16 protein-coding genes and 1 pseudogene are annotated in these 21,797 nt (G+C 55.1%); 9 read left to right on the top strand and 8 right to left on the bottom strand.

What is annotated here, in order from left to right; all coding sequences use genetic code 11:
* Positions 1–17 precede the first annotated feature (17 nt).
* The 7 genes and pseudogenes from dgcA to ABMA60_RS04950 form a co-directional block, all read right to left on the bottom strand.
* The gene (gene dgcA, locus ABMA60_RS04980; protein ID WP_392799589.1) at positions 18–2,081 is read right to left on the bottom strand and encodes a dimethylglycine demethylation protein DgcA; all 2,064 of its coding nucleotides are present in this window, start codon (positions 2,079–2,081) and stop codon (positions 18–20) included.
* 61 nt (positions 2,082–2,142) lie between these two features.
* Entirely contained in the window at positions 2,143–2,673 is a 531-nt protein-coding gene (locus ABMA60_RS04975) for a DUF5943 domain-containing protein (RefSeq protein ID WP_392799586.1), read from the bottom strand.
* Between the two features lie 70 nt (positions 2,674–2,743).
* On the bottom strand, positions 2,744–3,724 hold the full coding sequence (locus ABMA60_RS04970) for a dipeptidase (RefSeq protein WP_392799583.1): 981 nt from the start codon (positions 3,722–3,724) through the stop codon (positions 2,744–2,746).
* A gap of 228 nt (positions 3,725–3,952) precedes the next feature.
* Positions 3,953–6,076 (bottom strand): hypothetical protein, encoded by a 2,124-nt coding sequence (locus ABMA60_RS04965; RefSeq protein ID WP_392799580.1) that lies wholly within the window; start codon positions 6,074–6,076, stop codon positions 3,953–3,955.
* Between the two features lie 258 nt (positions 6,077–6,334).
* Positions 6,335–6,461 (bottom strand): annotated as a pseudogene (locus ABMA60_RS04960) (peptidase M19); the annotation flags it as partial.
* Positions 6,462–6,588: 127 nt separating this feature from the next.
* On the bottom strand, positions 6,589–7,734 hold the full coding sequence (locus ABMA60_RS04955) for a GlxA family transcriptional regulator (RefSeq protein WP_392799577.1): 1,146 nt from the start codon (positions 7,732–7,734) through the stop codon (positions 6,589–6,591).
* Positions 7,735–8,244: 510 nt separating this feature from the next.
* Positions 8,245–9,375, bottom strand: coding sequence for an FAD-binding oxidoreductase (locus tag ABMA60_RS04950; protein ID WP_392799573.1), 1,131 nt, complete (start codon positions 9,373–9,375; stop codon positions 8,245–8,247).
* A 316-nt stretch (positions 9,376–9,691) separates the two neighbouring features.
* Between ABMA60_RS04950 and ABMA60_RS04945 the strand changes: the two genes are divergently transcribed.
* The 8 genes from ABMA60_RS04945 (at position 9,692) to purU (ending at position 20,190) form a co-directional block, all read left to right on the top strand.
* Positions 9,692–10,954 carry an aromatic ring-hydroxylating dioxygenase subunit alpha gene (locus ABMA60_RS04945; RefSeq protein ID WP_392799571.1) on the top strand — a complete coding sequence of 421 codons (1,263 nt, stop codon included), beginning with the start codon at positions 9,692–9,694 and terminating at the stop codon, positions 10,952–10,954.
* A gap of 140 nt (positions 10,955–11,094) precedes the next feature.
* Positions 11,095–12,357: a serine hydroxymethyltransferase gene (glyA, locus tag ABMA60_RS04940; protein WP_392799568.1), complete on the top strand. Its 1,263-nt coding sequence runs from the start codon at positions 11,095–11,097 to the stop codon at positions 12,355–12,357.
* Positions 12,358–12,535: 178 nt separating this feature from the next.
* On the top strand, positions 12,536–13,918 hold the full coding sequence (locus ABMA60_RS04935; RefSeq protein WP_392799566.1) for an L-serine ammonia-lyase: 1,383 nt from the start codon (positions 12,536–12,538) through the stop codon (positions 13,916–13,918).
* Positions 13,919–14,132: 214 nt separating this feature from the next.
* Positions 14,133–15,386, top strand: coding sequence for a sarcosine oxidase subunit beta family protein (locus ABMA60_RS04930; RefSeq protein ID WP_392799564.1), 1,254 nt, complete (start codon positions 14,133–14,135; stop codon positions 15,384–15,386).
* 15 nt (positions 15,387–15,401) lie between these two features.
* On the top strand, positions 15,402–15,689 hold the full coding sequence (locus ABMA60_RS04925; protein WP_108164256.1) for a sarcosine oxidase subunit delta: 288 nt from the start codon (positions 15,402–15,404) through the stop codon (positions 15,687–15,689).
* 10 nt (positions 15,690–15,699) lie between these two features.
* Positions 15,700–18,720 (top strand): sarcosine oxidase subunit alpha family protein, encoded by a 3,021-nt coding sequence (locus tag ABMA60_RS04920; protein ID WP_392799561.1) that lies wholly within the window; start codon positions 15,700–15,702, stop codon positions 18,718–18,720.
* Complete coding sequence (locus ABMA60_RS04915; RefSeq protein WP_392799558.1) at positions 18,713–19,327, top strand: sarcosine oxidase subunit gamma; 615 nt, start codon at positions 18,713–18,715, stop codon at positions 19,325–19,327. Before ABMA60_RS04920 ends, ABMA60_RS04915 begins: the two co-directional genes overlap by 8 nt.
* Positions 19,324–20,190 carry a formyltetrahydrofolate deformylase gene (gene purU, locus ABMA60_RS04910; protein WP_392799555.1) on the top strand — a complete coding sequence of 289 codons (867 nt, stop codon included), beginning with the start codon at positions 19,324–19,326 and terminating at the stop codon, positions 20,188–20,190. Before ABMA60_RS04915 ends, purU begins: the two co-directional genes overlap by 4 nt.
* Positions 20,191–20,304: 114 nt before the next feature.
* On the opposite strand, the gene ABMA60_RS04905 is transcribed toward purU, so the two are convergent.
* Positions 20,305–20,823: an outer membrane beta-barrel protein gene (locus tag ABMA60_RS04905; RefSeq protein ID WP_392799552.1), complete on the bottom strand. Its 519-nt coding sequence runs from the start codon at positions 20,821–20,823 to the stop codon at positions 20,305–20,307.
* 463 nt (positions 20,824–21,286) lie between these two features.
* Between ABMA60_RS04905 and ABMA60_RS04900 the strand changes: the two genes are divergently transcribed.
* The gene (locus ABMA60_RS04900) at positions 21,287–21,763 is read left to right on the top strand and encodes a DUF3015 family protein (RefSeq protein WP_392799550.1); all 477 of its coding nucleotides are present in this window, start codon (positions 21,287–21,289) and stop codon (positions 21,761–21,763) included.
* The last annotated feature ends 34 nt before the right edge of the window (positions 21,764–21,797 follow it).

Genomic DNA, 21,797 nt, shown 5'->3' with positions numbered 1-21,797 from the left:
CAGCGTCATGCCTTTATTCAAAGATCCTTGCACAGCCGCAACGCATCATAGATAGCCGCGTGCGTATTGCGCTGCGATACGCAATCACCCAGACGCCACAAAATCATGCCGTCTTTGGCTTCGCTTAATACCGGTTGCGCCGCGCTGTCGAACAGGGCTTCAACATCAATCTGGCCTTTATTGATCGAGTCGGCTTTCAGTTCGTAATAGAGCGCCTCGTTGGGGCGGGTGCCATTTTCAACAACGATCTGATCAACCACCCGCTCTTCTTTCTGGCCGGTGTATTCGTTTTCCAGAACAGCAACTTTTTTGTCGCCTTCGGCGTAGACTTTTTCCAACATCATGTCGGAGGTCATCACCACTTCACGTTCATACAGGCTGCGGTAATAGGTCGGGAAAGTCGTCCCGCCGATGCCGACACCGGGTTTGATGTCGTCGGTGACCAACTCGACCAAACTGCCTTTGCTGGCCAGGTAATCCGCCGCCGACATACCTGAGAATTCGCAGATGGTGTCGTACACCAGAACGTTCTCGCCCGGCTCAACGGCACCGCTGAGAATGTCCCAGGTTGAAACCACCAAACCTTCATCAAAACCCCACTCAGGATTCTGTTGCAGGAAAGGCGTGCCGCCGGTTGCCAGAATGCAAACCTCCGGATTTAAATCACGAATCAGGGCCGCATCGGCGGCGGTATTGAAACGCAGCTCCACCTTCAGTCGCGCCAGTTCCAGCGCGTACCAACGGGTAATGCCAGCAATCTGATCGCGCTGTGGCGCTTTGGATGCCAGTGTAATTTGGCCACCGAGCTCACTGCCTTTTTCGATCAGAGTGACGTTGTGGCCACGCTCGGCGGCTACACGCGCTGCTTCCATACCGCCCGGTCCACCACCAATAACTACCACCTTACGAATCGGCCCAGTGGTCTTTTCGATGATGTGCGGCATGCCCATGTATTCGCGCGAGGTCGCGGCATTCTGAATGCACAGCACATCGAGGCCCTGGTACTGACGGTCGATGCAATAGTTGGCGCCGACGCACTGTCGAATCTGATCGACCTGATCCATTTTGATCTTGGCAATAAAATGCGGGTCGGCAATATGCGCACGGGTCATGCCTACAAAGTCGACGTAACCGGCTTCGAGAATACGCTCAGCCTGGTTCGGGTCTTTGATGTTCTGGGCATGAATTACCGGTACATCGACCACCTCCTTAATGCCCGCCGCCAGATGCAAAAACGGCTCCGGTGGATAGGACATATTGGGAATCACATTGGCGAGCGTGTTGTGGGTATCGCAGCCGGAACCGACGACGCCAAAGAAATCGAGTTGGCCAGTGGCGTTGTAGTATTTGGCAATCTCTTTCATGTCGTCGTGGGTCAGACCATCGGGATGGAATTCATCACCGCAAATACGCATGCCGACGACAAAATCCCGACCAACTTCCGCACGTACCGCTTTCAATACTTCCATACCAAAGCGCATGCGATTTTCAAAAGTACCGCCCCATTCATCGGTGCGTTTATTCACCCGAGGTGACCAGAACTGATCGATCATATGCTGGTGCACGGCCGACAGTTCGACGCCATCCAAACCACCTTCTTTGGCACGGCGCGCGGCCTGGGCGAAGTCGCCGATCACGCGCCAGATTTCTTCTTCTTCGATGGTTTTACAGGTAGCGCGATGCACCGGCTCACGAATGCCGGAGGGTGACATCAGGTTCGGCCAGTTTTCGCCATCCCAGCGTGAGCGGCGGCCCATATGGGTGATCTGAATCATGATCTTGCCGCCGTGCTTGTGCACGGCATCGGCTAGATTTTGGAAGTGCGGGATGATGCGATCGGTTGATAAATTGACCGAGCTCCACCAGCTTTGCGGGCTGTCGATCGATACCACACTGGAGCCGCCACAGATGCACAGACCGCAACCGCCTTTGGCTTTTTCTTCGTAATATTTCACATAGCGATCGGTCGTCATGCCGCCATCGGTAGCATAAACCTCGGCATGCGCCGTGCTGACAACGCGGTTACGAATGGTGAGCTGATTGATTTTCAGCGGCGTGAACAGTTTTTCAAACTGGGACATAACACGGCTCCCGGCGAACCTGACCCAGGGCGAACTGAGCCGGTTAACAATGATTCAAAAGTTACAGCGGCGTCACTTCAAACAGGCCGTAATCGACACCCGTTTCGGCGGCGCACTGAGTTTGTTTGGCTTGGGTTTTTATCGTCAGGCCTTCGGCTTGGGCGATCTGATCCATGGCTCCGGCGAACCAGCCGGTGAACATATAGTCGACCATGCGATCGACCTTGCCGTAGAAGTAGACGAACGCAGAATGGTCGAGACGAACCCGGGCCGTGCCAGCGGCGATATCGAGCTGTTCAATGCTGAACAAACCCCAGCCACGTTGCGACAGACGGCGCATGTAATGTTCGAACACTTCAGCGCCTTTCAGGCCATGCAGTTCGGCTTCTTTTTCGCACCAGTGCCAGGCCGATTTGTAGCCGGCTTTATAGAGAATCTCGGCATAACGCTCGGCGCCGATTTCCTCTTCAATGGCCTGATGATTGTTGATAAAGAAATGCCGGGGCACGTACAGCATGGGCAGTGCATCGGTGGTCCAGACGCCGGTTTCGTCGTCGACCTGGATGGGCATTTCGGGCGCATGATGGGACATTTTATTTCCTTCGGAATGCTAGACGCTTAACGGGAGCGGAACGCCGCCCGGACGAGAGACACTAAAAGCATTAGGACTCGCCCCAGACGTCGCCCAGAATCCGCAGCCAGTTTTCACCCATGATTTTTTGCGTGACGCGCTCGGAGAAGCCGTTGCGTAACAGGGCTTCGGTCAGGTTGGGGAATTCGCCGACGGTACGGATGCCTTCGGGGTTGACGATCTTGCCGAACTGGGTCAGTTCGCGCGCATAGCCTTTGTCGTGCACCAGATAATCGAAGAAGGCTTTGTCCTGGCCTTGGGTGAAGTCGGTGCCGATGCCGATCTGGTCTTCACCGACGATGTCAAGAATGTAGGCAATGGCTTCAACGTAGTCGTCGATGGTCGCATCCGGACCTTTGGCCAGAAACGGCGTGAACATGGTGACGCCGACAAAGCCGCCGTGGTCGGCAATAAACTTCAGCTCTGCATCGGATTTATTACGCGGATGTTCTTTCAAACCGGACGGCAAGCAATGCGAATAGCAAACCGGTTTTTTCGATTCGAGGATCACTTCTTCGGAGGTTTTGCTGCCCACGTGCGACAGGTCGCACATGATGCCGACGCGGTTCATTTCCGCGACCACTTCGCGACCAAAACCAGACAGTCCGCCGTCGCGTTCGTAACAGCCAGTGCCGATCAGATTCTGGGTGTTGTAGCACATCTGTACCACGCCCACGCCCAGGTCTTTGAATATCTGTACGTAACCAAGCTGGTCTTCAAAAGCATGGGCGTTTTGAAAACCGAAGATGATGCCGGTCTTACCCAGCTCTTTGGCTTTGCGGATATCGGCGGTGGTTTCAACTTTCATTACCAGGTCGCTGTTGGCTTCAATCAGCCGGTTAACCTGGACGATGTTATCGACGGTGTCTTGAAAATCTTCCCAGACTGAAACAGTGCAGTTGGCCGCCGTCAGCTGGCCTTTGCGCATATCTTCGAACAGTTCACGGCCCCATTTGGCAATGATCAGGCCGTCGATAATGATGGAATCCTGGTGCAGTCTGGCAGCAGTCATGGCGAACCTCTGGCGTCTTAAAATACGGTTATGGCTGGCAGTGTATCCAGCGTCTTTGGCGTCAGGGTCACTGGAAGCGACAACGGCAAACCCAAAATCGGCATTACGGCTGACGGGCTGGTCTATCTGAGTAAAGGATAAGAAGGGAACCAGAGGTGGATGCGGCGCTCCGTTACATCCGGAACGCCGCTTTATATTGAGGGTTAACAGGGATGGGTATAAAGAGGACTAGTAGAGATACACCGCACCGGCGTTTGGCAAGTCATCATCGGTGGCATCGATGCCGTCTTTCGGACTGGTCGCGCCCGGCGCACTCATGGCGAGGGTCTCGCCATCGCCGCTCAGTTCAACCGTCTGGCCCGTCCAACCGGTTCGGATGGCACTGCTACTATCACCGGCGGCCGCATCGCCCTCCCGCGGCTGGCTGGTTTTTATGTATGACTGCAACGACCACAGGCTGGTTCTGCCTGCACGGCTATAGTAGTAGGCCGCACCTGAGTACTTCGCCCCCGTATCAGAAAACGGATCGGCCATGCCCTCTATATGTGGGTGGAGGCCGGCGGTTGAACTGCTTTCTCTTCCCGCCCCGATGACCAGACCCAGGCCGTCATCGCTCAAACTGACGGAGGTGCCAAAATAGTTGTGTCGCTTGGCATTCTCGGCCTTGATGAAACTTTCCAGCGCCCATGTTTCTTGTTGAGTCGTTCGGGCATATACATAGACGGCACCGGATTCCCACAACCCCCCTGGTAAAGAATCTGGTGAGCTAAATACCCCTTTTGCGTTGCGATCGTCTAATACGGCCCCGACGGCCATCACCAAACCGTCGTCGCTCAAATCGATGGCAGTGCCATAAAACTGTTGGCCCGCAATGCTCGACTTTATAAAGGTTGTGAACTGGACTGTATCGTCATCCTTGCGCTGGTATAGATAGACCGCTCCGGAATCAGGTGCATCCTCATTGTTCACGACGGCAGTATGGACCCCCAATGCATCGCTGTCTTCCTGCGGGGCATACACCGCGACAGTATCCCCGCCCCCATTGAGCTTGACCACCGTACCAAAAAAATCACCTTCGCCAGGGTTTTCAGCTTTGATATAGGCCAGCTCGACCCAATCGCTTTGCCTGTCTTGGCGCGTGAACAGGTAGGCTGCACCTGAATTGGCTAGCGGGTTTTCACCGGTTACGTCCGGAGATACGCCCTGGGCATCAATACTTTCATTCGGAGCGCCCACCGCCAGCGTCAAACCATCAGCACTCAGGCTGACCGAGGCTCCAAATCGAGCGCTTCTATTGGAGTTGGGTGCTACTAATAGTGGTACAGAATCGCTCCAACTACTCAGCGTATCCGGGCGGCTATAGACCTGTACGGCACCGCCTCTGTATATCGTTTCACTGCTTTTTTTGGGTACCCCTACCGCCAGGACCAGACCGTCCGCACTCAGGCTGACCGAACGGCCATACATTTCATCGCTCTTTGGTGTGTTAGTCATGACCTGGGATTGCCATTCACCAGTCGTTACATCCCGGTTATAGACATAGACGGCGCCGATACCCTGACCATTTTTGTCTTCACCAATCGCCAGCGTAGTGCCGTCTTTGCTCAAGGCAATGGATCGCCCGAAAAAGGCATTCGTTGACGGCTCTGTTGCCTTGAACATGCCAATACCACTGACCAAGCTGGGGTCGGCCTCAAAGGCTTCGGCAGCTGTTATTTGAGCTACAGCCTTACACGGAGTACTGCTAGCCGTAGCACAGGCTTCCAATACATAGAGGGCATTCCAGCGATCATAGATCGGTACGGTATGCAGAAAGCTATCGGTGTCGCTGCTCAATACACTGCTGATATCAACGAAACCAGAGCCAGCGGCCCTACGTTCTGAGAGCCGATAGCCTTGGGCTCCGTCAACCTTTGCCCATGCAAGGCTGAAGGTCTTAGGGGATTTCAAGGTCAAGGTGAGGCCCGTTTTGGGTATATTGAGATCGATACAACTTATTTCGATCAGGATGTTAGCGGTATCCACCGTGCCGCTGATTTCGGCTGGGTCTTCGGTTTGGTCCTGCTCTATGCTGCAATCCTGGGTTACCGGCTGTTTGCTGATGGCGACGCTATACGCCTCACCTTGCTTGAGACGAGAGGGGAAGGTGAATGTCTTGTTGTCTTTGATGGTCAGATTTTCAACCTGGTCACCAGCGTTCAGGGTGAGTGTTAACTCGCCCACCAAATTCGTTATTGAACCGCCTACGGTAAAGCTAGGCTTCGATGTGGATTCGCTGTTACAACCCACCAGAGCTATCGCCAATAGAATGCCGGGCAATAGATGGCGATAAACCACCTTGAGTCGTGTCATGATCAAACCTCGAGAGAATCTAGTTAGGACGGAAAACCGGTGGCCGTAATTCACTGCCATCGGCGAACTGGATTACCTTACAGGCCTGTCGTTTGATTAAGCGTTTGACAAATCGTTGTATTTTTCAGGTCTTTCTTAAAAATGAGAAGTGGCTCAAAGAAACCGAAAATCACTCAAGTGTGAATCGGCGATATGCGTCAGGTTCGGGGTGCTGTATCACATCTGTACGACGCTGAGGTCTTTGACGATTTCTACCTAACCCAATTGATCTTCAACAGCATGGGCATTTTGAAAACCGAAAAATTATTCCCGTTTTGCCCAGCTCTTTGGCTTTGCGGATATCAGGCATGGTTTTGACTTTTATTATCAGGTCGCTGTTGGCTTCAATCAGCCGGTTAACCTGGACGATGTTATCGACGGTGTCTTAAACGTCTTATGGCGATGATCCCCCCACAAAAGCCCGGCAATAAAAAGCCCGCCATAAAGGCGGGCTCAGGTTTCATGCTTCAGGCTCAGCCAGACACCGCGAGCGCCGGCTGTGGCTTCAGCGGATTGGCGGCAAAATTGACCGCGCCGTAAGTCGGTTCAGCCTGAGCCAGACGCAAAGCATTGACCGAGGAAGACGGCAGTTCGGCAACGTTGTCGGTCGCGCTGGTCTCCAACGGGCCAATCGCCCAGATCGCCAGGCGTTCTTCCTTGGGCGAGACACCGATGTATTTGCGGTAGCAACGACTGAAATGCGGCGCCGAGACAAAGCCGCACATGGCGGCCACTTCGATGATTGAACAGCTGGTTTGTTTAAGCAGCTGACGGGCACGGTCGAGTCGGAGTTTCAGGTAATAGCGCGACGGTGTGCAGTTGAGATGTTTGAGGAATAACCGTTCTAACTGGCGACGGGAAATACCGACGTAAGCCGCCAGTTCTTCCAGCTCAATCGGCTCTTCGATATTGGATTCCATCAGCTCGGTGACTTCCGCGAGCTTGGGCTGAGCACTGGTCAGCAGGCGCCGCAGTGGCGCGCGTTGCTGTTCGCTGTCGGCACGTACCCGATCGCACAGGAACATATCGCAGATGGCAGACGTCAGAGCTTTACCATGCTGACGACTGATCATCGACAGCATCATATCCATGGGCACGCCGCCACCGGTGCAGGTCATGCGGTCACGATCGAGTGAATACAAATGATTGGTGCAGTTCACGCGCGGGAAACGTTCCTGCAACGACGCCAGACATTCCCAGTGCGCGCTGCAGTTGTAACCGTCGAGCAAGCCAGCTGCGGCCAACACATAAGCGCCGGTACAGACCGCGCCCATCAGCACTTTTTTATGCGCCTGGGATTGCAGCCAACTGATCTGGGCCGGGGTGTAAGAGCGAGTAATGTCGACGCCACCAACGACAATGACAATATCGAAAACGTCGGCATCGGCAATGGAGCCATCCGGAGCAATGGCGATGCCGTCACTGGCTTTGGTGATGCCGCCGTCGGCAGAGATCAGCCGCCAGGTGTAGAGTTCGCGACCGGTCAACTGATTGGCCATACGCAATGGATCGATGGCCGAAGCCAGCGCCACCATGGTGAAGTTATTGAGCAACAGGAAACCCACGCGATAGGGCGCGGTGCTCATCACACCAGTGGGAGATGCAGCCTTTGCATTCATGGACTTACCCCTCTGTCTTTACCGTAAGCCCAGTCGCCGGTTCAATTGCGACTGTTTGTGTTTGAACTCGGGGGTCGCCATGGCGTTGATGCCTGGTCGAGTACCCCCTTCACGGGATACACATAGTGCCTCTATTGATTTGAGGAGAGGTTCAGCGCCGATGACCGTTAGCGTCGTCGGCCAACGCCTCTACCGTGATTTCGCATAGCAAGTCCTGGGCCATTTTATTGTTTTGGTATTACCCGGAAAGCCGCATGCTAGACAGCCGGCACGCCGGCGCGCCGAACGGCCAAAAACAGCTGAATAGCTGCGGCGAATGCGTCCATGGTATGACGGCCATGAGCAGGGAAGTTATCTAAAAACGTCACCAAAAGGGACGCAAACCGTCCACAAACGACACACGGCTTGCGCAGCTGTTACCGCTGTGTTGCCACTGATGAATTCAATACATCAACACGGTTCGACATCCAGAGTATGAGTCATCAATTGAGGCGCACCTCAACAGCGTGCTCAGCCTTCGATGCGCAAATCCGACAGTGGCGTGCTGCAACAGGAAAGAATGTAGCCATCGGCGAGGTCGTCTTCGGTGATACCACCATTGTGTTGAATATCGACCTTGCCGGATTTCTTCATCACCTTGCAGGTGCCGCAGATCCCGACACCACAGGCCTTGGGAATGTTCAGCCCCAAACGGCTGGCGGCCACATGCACCGTCTCGCCCGGCGGCACCTGAACGCTCATGCCGGAATCGACAAACTCGACGGTGAACAGATCGCCCTCTTTGATTTCCTCGGCTTCTTTGACGGCAATCTCGGCCTGCTCCAGCGCTTCTTCGGACACAGCCACCGGCGTCGCCCCGAAGGATTCTTCGTGGTAACGCTCCATGTCGAAGCCGACCTCTTTTAAAAGCGCCTTAATGGTGCGCATATAAGGCGTCGGTCCGCAGCAGAAAATGCGCCGGCTCATAAAGTCCGGCGCAATCATTTGCAGCTTCGACAAGTCCAGATAACCGCGATAACCGTTCCAGGCCTGACCGACATCTTTGCGCTCACAGATAACCGACAGTTCGAAGCCCTGCACCCGCGAGCACATATGCTCCAGTTCGCGCCAGAAAATAATATCGTCCGGGGTACGAGCACTGTGCACGAAGGCCATATCGACATCGGTGTTGGTATCGAAAAACCAGCGCGCCATCGACATCAAGGGCGTGATGCCAACGCCACCGGACAACAGCAGCACCTTCTCGGCCGGATGGTCGATGCAGTTGAAGTTACCCACCGGGCCATGCACCGCCAGCTCATCCTGCTCTTTTAAGTTATCGTGCAGCCAGTTCGATACCCGACCGCCGGGCACACGTTTGACGGTGATCGAAAAACTGTAAGGCACCGAGGGTGAACTGGAGATGGTGTAAGAGCGCATCACCTGTTCGCCTTCAATTTCCAGCTCCAGCGTGACGAACTGTCCGGGCTTAAAGAAGAACATCACCGGCTGCTCGGCATTGAAGCAGAAGGTTTTTACATCGGCGGTTTCTCGGATCACCCGCACACAACGAACCTGGTGACGGCCATTCGCCCAGACTCGGGTATTGAGTGGGTTAAACGGGGCCAGGGCGGATTCTGTGCTCTGCACTTCACTGGTCATCTGGTTATTTTCTCCGGCAAGGCAAAGGCCGTCGGCGACGGTCGATGTTTGCATTCTCGGCAAAACCGAAAACGACGAGTTAACCAAATACGACATTCTGTTGATCAAGTCGTCCACTGCTCAGGCCTGTACGCGACATCAGCCGGGGCGGCGTCGAAAAAAAATCCTCGAATGTCGTGATTGGATAATTACCCCGGCCTGGCCTTACCGAGAATGAGCGCATTGATTAACAGTGGCCGAACCCGATAGCAGGTAATAGTTGCCCAGGTACCCACGGCCACGCTCAGGCACTGTTGTCCTTACTGGAAGCACACTCATGACCGAAACCGACCTGCTGAACCTGTCTTACTCCAACATCGATGAAGCCCGCCAGGCCATGGACAGCCTGCTTAAAGAGCGTTCGCGTTACCTGTCGCTGCCACGGGAGCTTTATAACGACCCGCTGCTGTTCCGTGTCGACATGGAAGAAATTTTCTTAAAGGAATGGTTGTTCGCCGGCATGACCTGCGAAGTCCCGGATCCGGGTTGCTATATGACCATCGAGATCGGCCAGAACCCGGTGTTGATTGTGCGCGACCGCGATGGTGAAGTGCGCGCCTTTCATAACGTTTGCCGTCACCGCGGTTCGCGCGTATGCACCGGCGATAAAGGCAAGGTCGCCAACCTGGTTTGCCCTTATCACCAATGGACTTACGACCTTAAAGGTCAGTTGCTGTTCGCCGGTAACGAGATGGGCGACGACTTCGATAAAACCCAACACGGCTTAAAACCGGCGCACTGCAAAACCGCTGGCGGCTTTATTTACATCAGCCTGGCCGAAGGCGAACCACCGGAAATCGACGACTATCTGGCAGCGCTGGCGACCTATATGGAACCCTACGATATGGAGAACGCCAAGGTCGCCGTCGAATCCACGCTGGAAGAAAACGCCAACTGGAAACTGGTGATCGAGAACAACCGCGAGTGCTATCACTGCTCCGGTTCGCACCCGGAATTGCTGCGTACTTTGCTGGAATGGGACGACACCAACGACCCGCGCGCCACCCCGGAATTTCTCGCCTTGTGCGAAACTCAGGCCGCCGCCTGGGACGCCGAAGGCATTCCCCACAAGCACGTCGAATTTGGTTTGCGCAATCGCCTGGTGCGCATGCCATTAAAAGAAGGCACGGCAGTAATGACCATGGACGGCAAGCCGGCCTGCCGCATCAATATGGGCCGGATTGAAAATCAGACGCTGGGGTCGCTGCGCATCTTGCACCTGCCGAATTCCTGGAACCACATGCAAAGTGATCACGCCATCGTCTTTCAGGTGCTGCCGATTTCAGCGCAAAAAACCCTGGTCACCACCAAATGGCTGGTGCACAAAGACGCCGTGGAAAACCACGACTACGCGCCGGGTAAACTGCGTTACGTCTGGGACCAGACCAACCAGCAGGACCGCACCCTGGCGGAGCAAAACCAACGCGGCATTAATTCACTGGCTTACCAGCCCGGTCCTTATTCGAAGACCTTCGAATTCGGTGTGATTAATTTCCTCGATTGGTACAGCACTGCGGTGCAGAAAAACCTGAAAGGCTGACTGTCTGGTCACGGCACCCTGTGACTCACGCCGCTGGCGGCTGTCGCAAATCAGCGCCGGGGTGTCGTGCCAAAGCAGTTAGCCAGAACGGGGCGGCCCTAAGATGAGCAGCATCATGCACCCATCACAGGACGCCGCTCATGTTCAGCCGCACTCGCAAACTGGCCGATTACGACGCCGCACTTTGGTCGGCGATCACCGCCGAAACCGAACGCCAGGAAGATCACCTGGAACTGATTGCCTCGGAAAACTACACCAGCCCGCTGGTGATGGAAGCCCAGGGCACGGCCCTGACCAACAAGTATGCCGAAGGTTATCCGGGCAAGCGTTACTACGGTGGTTGCGAGCACGTCGATGTGGTCGAAGAACTGGCGATTGATCGCGCCAAGGCATTGTTCGGTGCCGACTACGCCAACGTCCAACCGCACTCGGGTTCCCAAGCCAACGCCGCTGTTTATATGGCGCTGTGCGAACCGGGTGCGACAGTACTCGGCATGAGCCTGGCGCACGGTGGTCATTTAACCCACGGCGCCCACGTCAGTTTTTCCGGCAAGCTTTATAACGCTATTCAATATGGCCTCGATGAAAGCACCGGCGAGATTGATTACGAGCAAGTCGAAGCCTTGGCTAAAGAGCACAAGCCAGCCATGATCGTCGCCGGTTTCTCGGCCTATTCACGCATCGTTGACTGGGCGCGCTTCCGTCAGATTGCCGATTCTGTCGGCGCTTATCTGATGGTCGATATGGCACACGTCGCCGGCCTGGTTGCCGCTGGCGCCTACCCCAGCCCGATTCCCCACGCCCATGTTGTCACCACCACTACCCACAAAACCCTGCGCGGCCCGCGCGGCGGTTTGATTCTGACCAAAGGCCAACCGGAGCTGGAGAAAAAACTGAATTCCGCGGTTTTCCCTGCCGGTCAAGGTGGCCCGCTGATGCATGTGATTGCCGCTAAAGCCGTAGCCTTTAAAGAAGCCGCCGAAAGCGACTTCCGCGAATACCAATATCAGGTGGTGCGCAACGCTCAGGCCATGGCCGATGTGTTTGTTAAGCGCGGCTACGATGTCGTCTCCGGCGGTACCGACAACCATCTGTTCCTGCTCAGCCTGGTAAAACAGGGCCTGACCGGTAAAGACGCCGATGCCGCTTTGGGCGACGCGCACATCACGGTGAACAAAAACGCCGTGCCGAACGATCCGCAATCGCCGTTCGTAACTTCCGGTTTGCGCATTGGCTCGCCGGTGATCACCACCCGCGGTTTGCAGCAAGCCGAATCGGCCGAACTGGCCGGTTGGATTGCCGACATCCTTGATGCCATGCAAGCCGGTGACGCCAGCGCCACCATTGCCGAAGTGCGCACCAAAGTCAGCCAGCTGTGCCGTGACTTCCCGGCGTACGGCTGAGTAACCGCTGCCACCGAACAAGCGTTGGTTGCCCGCTGTACTCATTAGAGGGTGTCCGCAGCAAGGATGCTGCGGCCAAGGCCCCAGGGACGGGTTCACGCCGACCTCTAATGAGTGCAGCGGGCAACCAGCGCGAATTTTACCTCCATCATTTAATCGACAGCCGGAGCAAAACGCCATGGCCATCAGCCTGTTCGATATGTTGAAAATCGGCATCGGCCCGTCCAGTTCGCACACCGTCGGACCGATGGCAGCCGCCTATCGGTTTGCCGAAGGATTAAAAGACGCCGGCGTTCTGACAAAGGTAGCGCGCATCGATATCCAGCTATACGGCTCGCTCGGCGCCACCGGCAAAGGCCACGGCACGGGACCGGCGGTGTTGATGGGACTGGAAGGTCACCTGCCCGATCAGATCGACCCCAGCATTGTCGGCCCACGCACCGAGAGCATTCGTCAACAAGGCGAATTATTGCTCGGTGGCGACCACGCCATCGCCTTTAACGAACGCGATGATCTGACCTACCACAAGCGCGAGACGCTGCCCTACCACCCCAACGGCATGACCTTTTTTGCTTTCGATGCTGACGGCAACAGCGTGCGCGAACGCACCTACTATTCGGTCGGTGGTGGTTTCGTCGTCGATGAAGATGCCGCTGGCGCCGATCGCATTGTCGAAGACAAAACGCCGCTGCCCTACCGCTTTAAAAGCGGCGATGAGCTGCTGCAACTGTGTCGCACAAATCAGTTGAGCATTGCCCAAATTATGCTTGCCAATGAACAAGCCTGGCGCACTGAAGCGGAAGTGCGCGACGGCATTCTGCATATCTGGCAGGTGATGCAGGAGTGCGTGCAGAACGGTATTAAAAATGAAGGCGTTTTACCTGGCGGGCTGAAGGTGAAGCGTCGGGCCGCCATCCTCTATGCATCGCTGACGGCGCATGACCGGCTCGATCTGATCTCCCCTTCCTTAAGCGCCATGGACTGGGTCAACCTCTATGCGCTGGCGGTGAACGAAGAAAACGCCGCCGGAGGCCGCATGGTCACCGCGCCAACCAATGGCGCGGCCGGCATTATTCCGTCAGTGCTGCATTATTACTGGCACTGGTGCCCGAACGCCGACGAAGAAGGCGTGATCCGCTTTCTGCTCACCGCCGCCGCCATTGGCATTCTGTTTAAGGAAAACGCCTCGATCTCCGGGGCCGAAGTGGGCTGCCAGGGTGAAGTCGGTTCGGCCTGCGCCATGGCAGCGGCCGGGTTAGCAGCAGCGACAGGCGCTACGCCGGAGCAGGTGGAGAATGCCGCTGAAATCGGCATGGAACATCACCTGGGCTTAACCTGCGACCCTATCGGCGGACTGGTGCAGGTGCCGTGCATTGAGCGCAACGCCATCGGCGCGGTGAAAGCCATTAACGCGGCGGTAATGGCGATGCGCGGCAACGGCGAGCACTTTGTGTCGCTCGATAAAGTCATCCGCACCATGCGCGATACCGGTCGCGACATGCTCGATAAGTACAAAGAAACCTCGCGTGGCGGCCTGGCGGTGAACGTCATCGAGTGCTGAGCCCTGGCCTGGTAATTCGGGGCTTGTCGCAAATCAACACCCGGGTGTCGTCGCCAAGCAGTTGGTTTAGCCCGCGCCCGCCTACCATCGCTTCAAACTGCGTCGACCCTGGCGCCCGGCTTGTTGGACTCTTGTTGAGCTCTTGTTGAACTCTTGTTGAAGAACGGCCGAGTCGCTAGGGTCGACAAGCGGCCACTTTAGAGGACCCGAGATCATGCAGAAGTATTCCGGCTTCGGATTGCTCAAACACGCCCTGAGTCATCACGAAAACTGGCAGCGGGTTTGGCGTAACCCCAAACCGAAAAAACACTACGACGTTATTGTGGTCGGCGGTGGTGGCCACGGTTTGGCGACCGCCTATTACCTGGCCAAGGTGCACAAGGTGACCAACGTCGCGGTGATCGAAAAGGGTTACCTCGGTGGCGGCAATACGGCGCGTAACACCACCATCGTGCGCTCCAATTATTTATGGGACGAAGCCGCCTTGCTGTACGAGCACGCCATGAAATTGTGGGAAGGCCTGGCGCAGGATCTGAACTACAACCTGATGTTTTCGCAGCGTGGCGTGTTGAACCTCGGCCACACCTTGCAGGACATGCGCGACATCGAACGACGCGTGAACGCCAACCGGTTAAACGGTATCGACAGTGTCGCGCTCGACACCCAAGGCGTGCAAAAAATCGTGCCGATCATGGATTGCTCCAGCCGTGCGCGTTATCCAATTCTCGGGGCTTCCTGGCAACCGCGCGCCGGTGTCGCCCGCCACGACGCCGTGGCCTGGGGTTTTGCCCGCGCTGCCGATGCGCTGGGTGTCGATCTGATTCAACAATGCGAAGTCGACGATATCCTGATGCAAAACGGCAATGCCGTTGGCGTGCGCACCAAACAATATGGCGAGATTCACGCCGACCGCATCGGCTGTGTGGTGGCCGGTAATTCCGGTGTCGTTGCCAAGATGGCCGGCTTTGAATTACCGGTGGAATCGCACCCGCTGCAGGCTTTGGTGTCGGAACCGATCCGACCGATTCTCGATACAGTAGTAATGTCGAACCAGGTGCACGGTTATATCTCCCAGTCCGATAAAGGCGACCTGGTGATCGGTGCCGGCATCGATGGTTACAACGGCTATGGCCAGCGCGGCTCTTACCCGACCATCGAGCACACCTTGCAGGCCATCGTTGAGATGTTCCCGATTTTCAGTCGGGTGCGGATGAACCGTCAGTGGGGTGGCATCGTCGATACCACGCCCGATGCCTGTCCGATTATTTCCGATACCCCGGTTGGCAATCTGTTTTTCAACTGCGGTTGGGGCACCGGCGGTTTCAAAGCCACGCCCGGTTCTGGTCATGTCTTTGCCGAAACCCTGGCCAAGGGCGAAGCCAATGCTCTGGCCAAACCTTTCTCCATGTTCCGTTTCCACAACGGCGCGCTGGTTGACGAACACGGCGCCGCTGGCGTTGCCCACTGATTCAGGAGCGCATCGATGTTTTATATCCATTGCCCTTATTGCGATGAACACCGCGAAGAGGAAGAGTTCCACGCCAAAGGTCAGGCGCATATTGCCCGGCCGTTGGACCCGGATGCGTGCACTGACGAAGAGTGGGGAAACTTTTTGTATTTCCGCGCTAACCCCAGAGGGATTCATCATGAACTCTGGGTACACGCCGCTGGCTGTCGCAAATTTTTTAACATCACCCGCGACACTCAAACCTACGCCATCCTCGAAACCTATCGCCTGGGTGAGCAACCCAGCGTGACGTCCCAGTCGTGAGAGACGCCCTATGACACAGCCTAATCGTCTCAACTCCGGTGGTCGCATCAAACGCGACAAGCCGCTGCAGTTTGAATTTAACGGTCACCGCTACAGCGGTTACCAAGGTGATACTTTAGCGTCAGCCATGCTCGCTAATGGTGTCGATCTGGTCGGCCGCAGTTTTAAATACGGTCGCCGCCGCGGCATCGTTGCCGCTGGTGCCGAAGAGCCCAATGCCATCTTGCAACTGGGTGCGACCGAAGCCACCCAGGTGCCCAACGTACGCGCCACTCAGCAGGAATTATTCGACGGTTTGGTGGCGCAACCGACCTCTGGATGGCCATCACTGAACAACGATGCGCTGGGTATGGTGGGCAAAGTTTTTGGCTCACTGCTGCCGCCAGGGTTCTACTACAAAACCTTTATGTTTCCGCGTTTCGGCTGGAAACTTTATGAGAAATACATCCGTAAAGCGGCTGGCTTTGGCCGTTCGCCACGCGCTGAAGACGTTGATCAATACGATCATCTAAACCAGCACGCCGATGTACTCATCGTCGGTGCCGGTGCTGCTGGTTTAGCCGCTGCTTTGTCTGCGGCTCGCTCCGGCGCGCGCGTTATTCTGGCCGATGAACAATCCGAAATGGGCGGCGCTTTATTGCACAGTCGCGACCTGATCGGCGACAAACCAGCGATGCAATGGGTCGCCGCTACGCTGGCGGAACTCAGTGGTCGCGACAATGTTTTGTTGTTGCCGCGTTCAACTGTCAACGGCTATCACGACCATAATTTCCTCACCATTCACGAACGCCGCACCGACCATATTGCCGACCGTGCACCAGAAGGCATGAGCCGGCAACGGCTGCATCGTGTGCGGGCACGCTGGGTGGTGTTGGCGACTGGCGCGCACGAGCGTCCGCTGGTATTCGGCAACAATGACCTGCCCGGTTGCATGCTGGCGTCGGCGGTCTCGACTTACATCAATCGTTACGCCGTCGCACCGGGTGACAAGCTGGTATTAATGACCAGTAACGATTACGCCTACCGCACCGCTTTCGACTGGCAAGACGCCGGCCGCGATGTCGTTGCCATTGTCGACAGCCGCGCCGATGTCAGCGGTCGCTATCAGGATGAAGCCAAGCGCCGTGGCATTGCTTTATTGCTGGGCCAGGGAGTGATCGAAGCGCGCGGCAGCAAGAAGGTGACCGGCGCGGTCATAGCCCCGCTCAATGCCGATGGTTCCGCCGTCACTGGCAGCAGCCGCACACTCGGTTGCGACCTGATTGCCTCTTCCGGTGGCTGGAGCCCGGCGGTGCATCTGTCGGCTCACACCGGCAGCCGTCCGGTTTGGAACGAAGACATTCTTGGTTTTGTTCCCGGCGAAACGCTGCAACAAATGAAAACCGCTGGTGCGGTTAAAGGCAGTTACGATCTGGTTGCCTGCCTGCGTGATGGCGCTGAGCAAGGCGCCGAAGCGGCCAAGCTCGCCGGTTTCGATGCAACGCCGGTCGCGACACCAGACGTCGATAGCTGGCCAGAAACCAAAGCCATGGCGCTGTACTGCATTCCGCATACCCAACCGAACAGCCGCGCGCCAAAGCAGTTTGTCGACTTTCAAAACGACGTCACTGCCGCCGCCATCGAGCTGGCCACGCGCGAAGGTTTTGAATCCATCGAGCATGTGAAGCGTTACACCGCCATGGGTTTCGGCACCGATCAGGGCAAGCTGGGTAACATCAACGGCATGGCGATCGCCGCTAAATCTTTAGGCCAAAGCATTCCTGAAACCGGCACCACGATTTTCCGACCGAACTACACGCCGGTCACCTTTGGCGCCATTGTCGGCCGTCATTGCCGCGAACTGTTCGAACCGGAACGTTACACCGCCATGCATGAATGGCATGTAAAAAATGGTGCTGAATTCGAAAACGTCGGCCAATGGAAACGTCCCTGGTATTACCCCAAGGCGGGTGAAACCATGCAGCAGGCGCTGGACCGTGAATGTTTGGCGACGCGCGAAAGCATCGGCATTCTCGATGCATCGACACTCGGCAAGATCGACATTCAGGGCAAAGACGCGCGTGAATTTATCGGCCGCATCTACACCAACGCCTGGGCCAAACTGGCGGTCGGCAAATGCCGCTATGGCTTAATGTGCCACGAAGACGGCATGGTGTTCGATGACGGCGTGACCTCTTGCCTGGGCGAAAATCACTTCCTGATGACCACCACTACCGGTGGCGCGGCTGGTGTACTGGAATGGCTGGAGCTCTATCACCAGACCGAGTGGCCGGAGTTGGAGGTGTACATGAACACCGTCACCGACCACTGGGCAACCATGACCATCGCCGGCCCCAACGCGCGCAAATTGCTGTCTGAACTGTGCGACGACATCGACCTCGATAAAGACAGCTTCAAGTTTATGGATTGGCGCCAGGGCACCGTTGCCGGTGTACCAGCGCGCGTGTTCCGAATTTCCTTTACCGGTGAGTTGTCGTACGAGATCAACGTTCAGGCCAACTATGGTTTGCACGTTTGGGAGAAGCTGTTCGAGCACGGAGAGAAGTACAATCTGACGCCTTACGGCACTGAAACCATGCACATTCTGCGTGCCGAAAAAGGTTTTATTATTGCCGGCCAGGACACCGATGGTTCGGTGCATCCGTACGATCTGAATCACGGCTGGGCGGTCAAAGAAGACAAACCATTCAGCTTTATCGGCAAGCGTGGCATGAAGCGCGAAGACTGTGTACGCGAAGGTCGCAAACAATTGGTGGGTCTGAAAACCAAAGATCCGAAAATCGTTTTGCCCGAAGGTGCGCAAGCGGTGGACGATCCGAAACAACCACTGCCGATGGCGATGCTGGGACATGTAACCTCAAGTTACTACAGCGCCAACCTGGGTCGTTCCATTGCTATGGGGATGATCAAAGATGGTCTGAACCGCACCGGCGATACGGTCTACTATCCACTGTCGAACGGGCAAGTTGTGGAAGCAGAAATTTGCAGCACAGTATTCCTCGATCCTAAGGGAGACCGCCAGAATGTCTGACACCCTCATTGCCATTATGGATCAACTGCCAACCGCTGAGGTTTCGGCACGCAGCCCGCTCTATCAACAAAACACACAGAGCGGCGATGCTTTGCAATTGCGTGAAGAAGCCCTGGCCACTCACCTGGTTATTCGCGGCAATGCTGCTGATTCGAGTTTTGCGCAAGGCGTGGAAAAAGCCACCGGGCTGGCATTGCCTGCTAACTTGCAAAGCGCATCGAATAACGACTGGCGACTGCGCTGGATGGCACCGGATGAGTGGTTGCTCACCGGTCCCGGTAACGCTGCCTTTGCAATGGAAACCGCACTGCGCGATAACCTCAGCGGACACTATGCGGTGATCAACGTCAGCGGCGGCCAAACACTGGTTCGCCTAAGCGGCGCCAAAGCGCGCACTGTGTTGATGAAAAGCTGCCCTTACGATGTGCACGACCGCAATTTTCCGGTTGGCAAGGTGGTCTCAACCGTCTTTGCCAAGTCACAAGCCGTGATCTGTCGTCTTGGCGAAGACGAATGGGAGCTGGTGGTACGGCGCAGCTTTGCCGATTACATTTGGCGCTGGCTGGTCGATGCCGGCCAGGAATTCGGCCTGAGCGAGCACGCATGAACAGCAAAGAGAAACTCTGGATTTTAACCGCCCAGTGCCCCAGTCGTTTGGGCACGGTCGATGTGGTGACGCGCAGCCTGGCGGAAACCGAAAACTATGTGGTGGCGATGAATTCGTTTGACGATCGCGCCACTAACAGCTTCAGTATTCGCGTCGAATTTCGTCCGCAAAAAGGCGAAGAGTCGCTGCAACAGCTGCGCGAACTTTTTACCAGCCGGGCAGCCGACTTTGACATGGACTGGCAGATCACCGAACCAGAACATCGTACTCGCGTTGCTATTCTGGTATCGAAATACGATCACTGCCTGAATGACTTGTTGTACCGCTATCGCACCGGCGAACTGGCGATTGAAATCCCGCTGATCATTTCCAACCATCCTGATTTGCAACACCTGGCCGACTGGCACGGCATTCCCTATCACCATCTGCCGATCACGCCAGACACCAAGGCCAAACAGGAAGCTGAAATATGGAATCTGATCACTGAAGCCAAATGTGAACTGGTGGTTTTAGCCCGCTACATGCAAGTGCTGTCGCCAGAAATGTCAGCCAAACTCGACGGCTGGGCGATCAATATTCATCACTCTTTATTGCCGGGTTTTAAAGGCGCCAAGCCTTATCATCAGGCCTGGGCGAAAGGTGTCAAACTGGTCGGTGCAACCGCCCACTACGTGAATGATGACCTGGATGAAGGTCCCATTATTACTCAGGGCGTACAGGCGGTGGATCACAGTCATTACCCGGAAGAACTGGTCGCCAAAGGCCAGGATATTGAAAGCCAGACTCTTGCCAAGGCGGTTCGTTATCACATCGAGAAGCGGGTGTTTTTGACGGGGAATCGGACGGTGGTGTTTCCGGATTAGCCGAAATGAACCTGGCTGTTTAGTGGAATAGAAAATTGCAGAGAGATTTATTATGTGGCGAGTACAGGGGTTGAGACTGTAATCGCCGCATAATATCAAATTAAGCCATCCAGGTTATAACTTTAACTCGGCTTTGATACCAATCGTTAGCGCATCAGTTTCCCAACTTGAATCATCGTCGTCTTCGGCTGTAACGTATTGGATCAACCCACCCACTTGAGTATGGGATGAGGTTTCAAACCCCGCACCGACCATAAAAGCTCGCCCTAAACCTTCAAAACCACCCACTGCCGCATTGGATACGTTACCCAAACCAACACCTGCTTCAATATAGAGGCCGCCTTGATCGCTTAAGTAGTAAGTCCCCCCCAAACCCATCAAACCAGAAAGGGTCAGATATGATTCATCGTCAGAAAACAGGGCAAGCTCTCTTTGATAGTAGAGCGCCAGATTCGGGTTCAAATAACCGCCCAATTTAAAGGAGGTGTTCAGCCCACTGAAACTATCATCAACTTCACTTCCGTTTTGAGCTTGTGTAACAGTCGTCTGATGTAACCCCAACCCGCCACTTAAATAGAAACCTGAGCGGTTCTCGGCCAAGGTATAAGCGCTGACGATCAACAACGCGCTCATCAGTCCAACTCGTAATACATTCTTTTGCATTGTGACACCATTGGTAATTTTATTGGTTTAAGCTACTGGTTTGAGCCTTCTTCCCATAGCTGGGCGACTAGTCTTATTGCTCAGAAATATCATATTCGCAATGTGATTTCAGATACACAAGTATGAGTCACATCTGTCCGCTTTGTTGTTATTCATGGGCACTGTCAAACAGACTAAAGGCCAGTGCAGGCGTTTTCTTATATGAACACCAACTGAAAAATTCGGCGAACATTTTGGTTTAAGTATCAACTAGCAAATTTCAAATAACTTCTTTAATTTCAACCTTTTAAACAATAGCGCCAAAAAACCGTCACCGATTACAAACACTACTTCGCTGTATCAGCTCAATTATCCATAGCATGTTTCTTTTCATTTCTTATACTCAACCTGTGGGTCTGACTCACATCTCCCTAAAAATTCACAAGGAGTCTTTATGAAGTCGATCAAATTGGCACTGGCTTTAGTGGCCATCCTGATGACAGCCGGCACTGCTTCGGCGCGTGATTTCGCATCAATCTATAAGGAATGTGGTCTGGGCGCACTGTTGTTTCCGGACGATCCGGTTATCGCTGTAGTCACTAACGTGACCTGGGACTTGGGTACGACCGCGGTTTCTTCTGCGGTAACCACACCAGGTGCTTGCAAAGGCGGTTCCGTGGATATGGCTCAGTACATCATCGACACTCACCCTCAAATTGAACAGGATCTGAGCGTTGGCGCTGGTACTCACCTGAGCTCCATGGTTTCCATGATGGGTTGTGGCGACAACACCGCAGTAGCCAGCAGTGCATTGCGTGCTGAATTCAGCAACGTAGTTGCCAGTGGTTATTACGAAGCCAACGATCTGGAAAAATCTGAAATGCTGTTCAATACAGCCATGGGTGTTTCCAGCCAGTACTGCACTATCTAAGCGAATTCCCAACTTCCACTCTGGATGTGATAAC

The sequence above is a fragment of the Saccharospirillum sp. HFRX-2 genome (genome assembly GCF_043196805.1).
Lineage (GTDB): Bacteria > Pseudomonadota > Gammaproteobacteria > Pseudomonadales > Natronospirillaceae > Saccharospirillum.
Note: the sequence above shows the minus strand (reverse complement) of the source record. Positions and strands in the feature narration are given on the sequence as shown.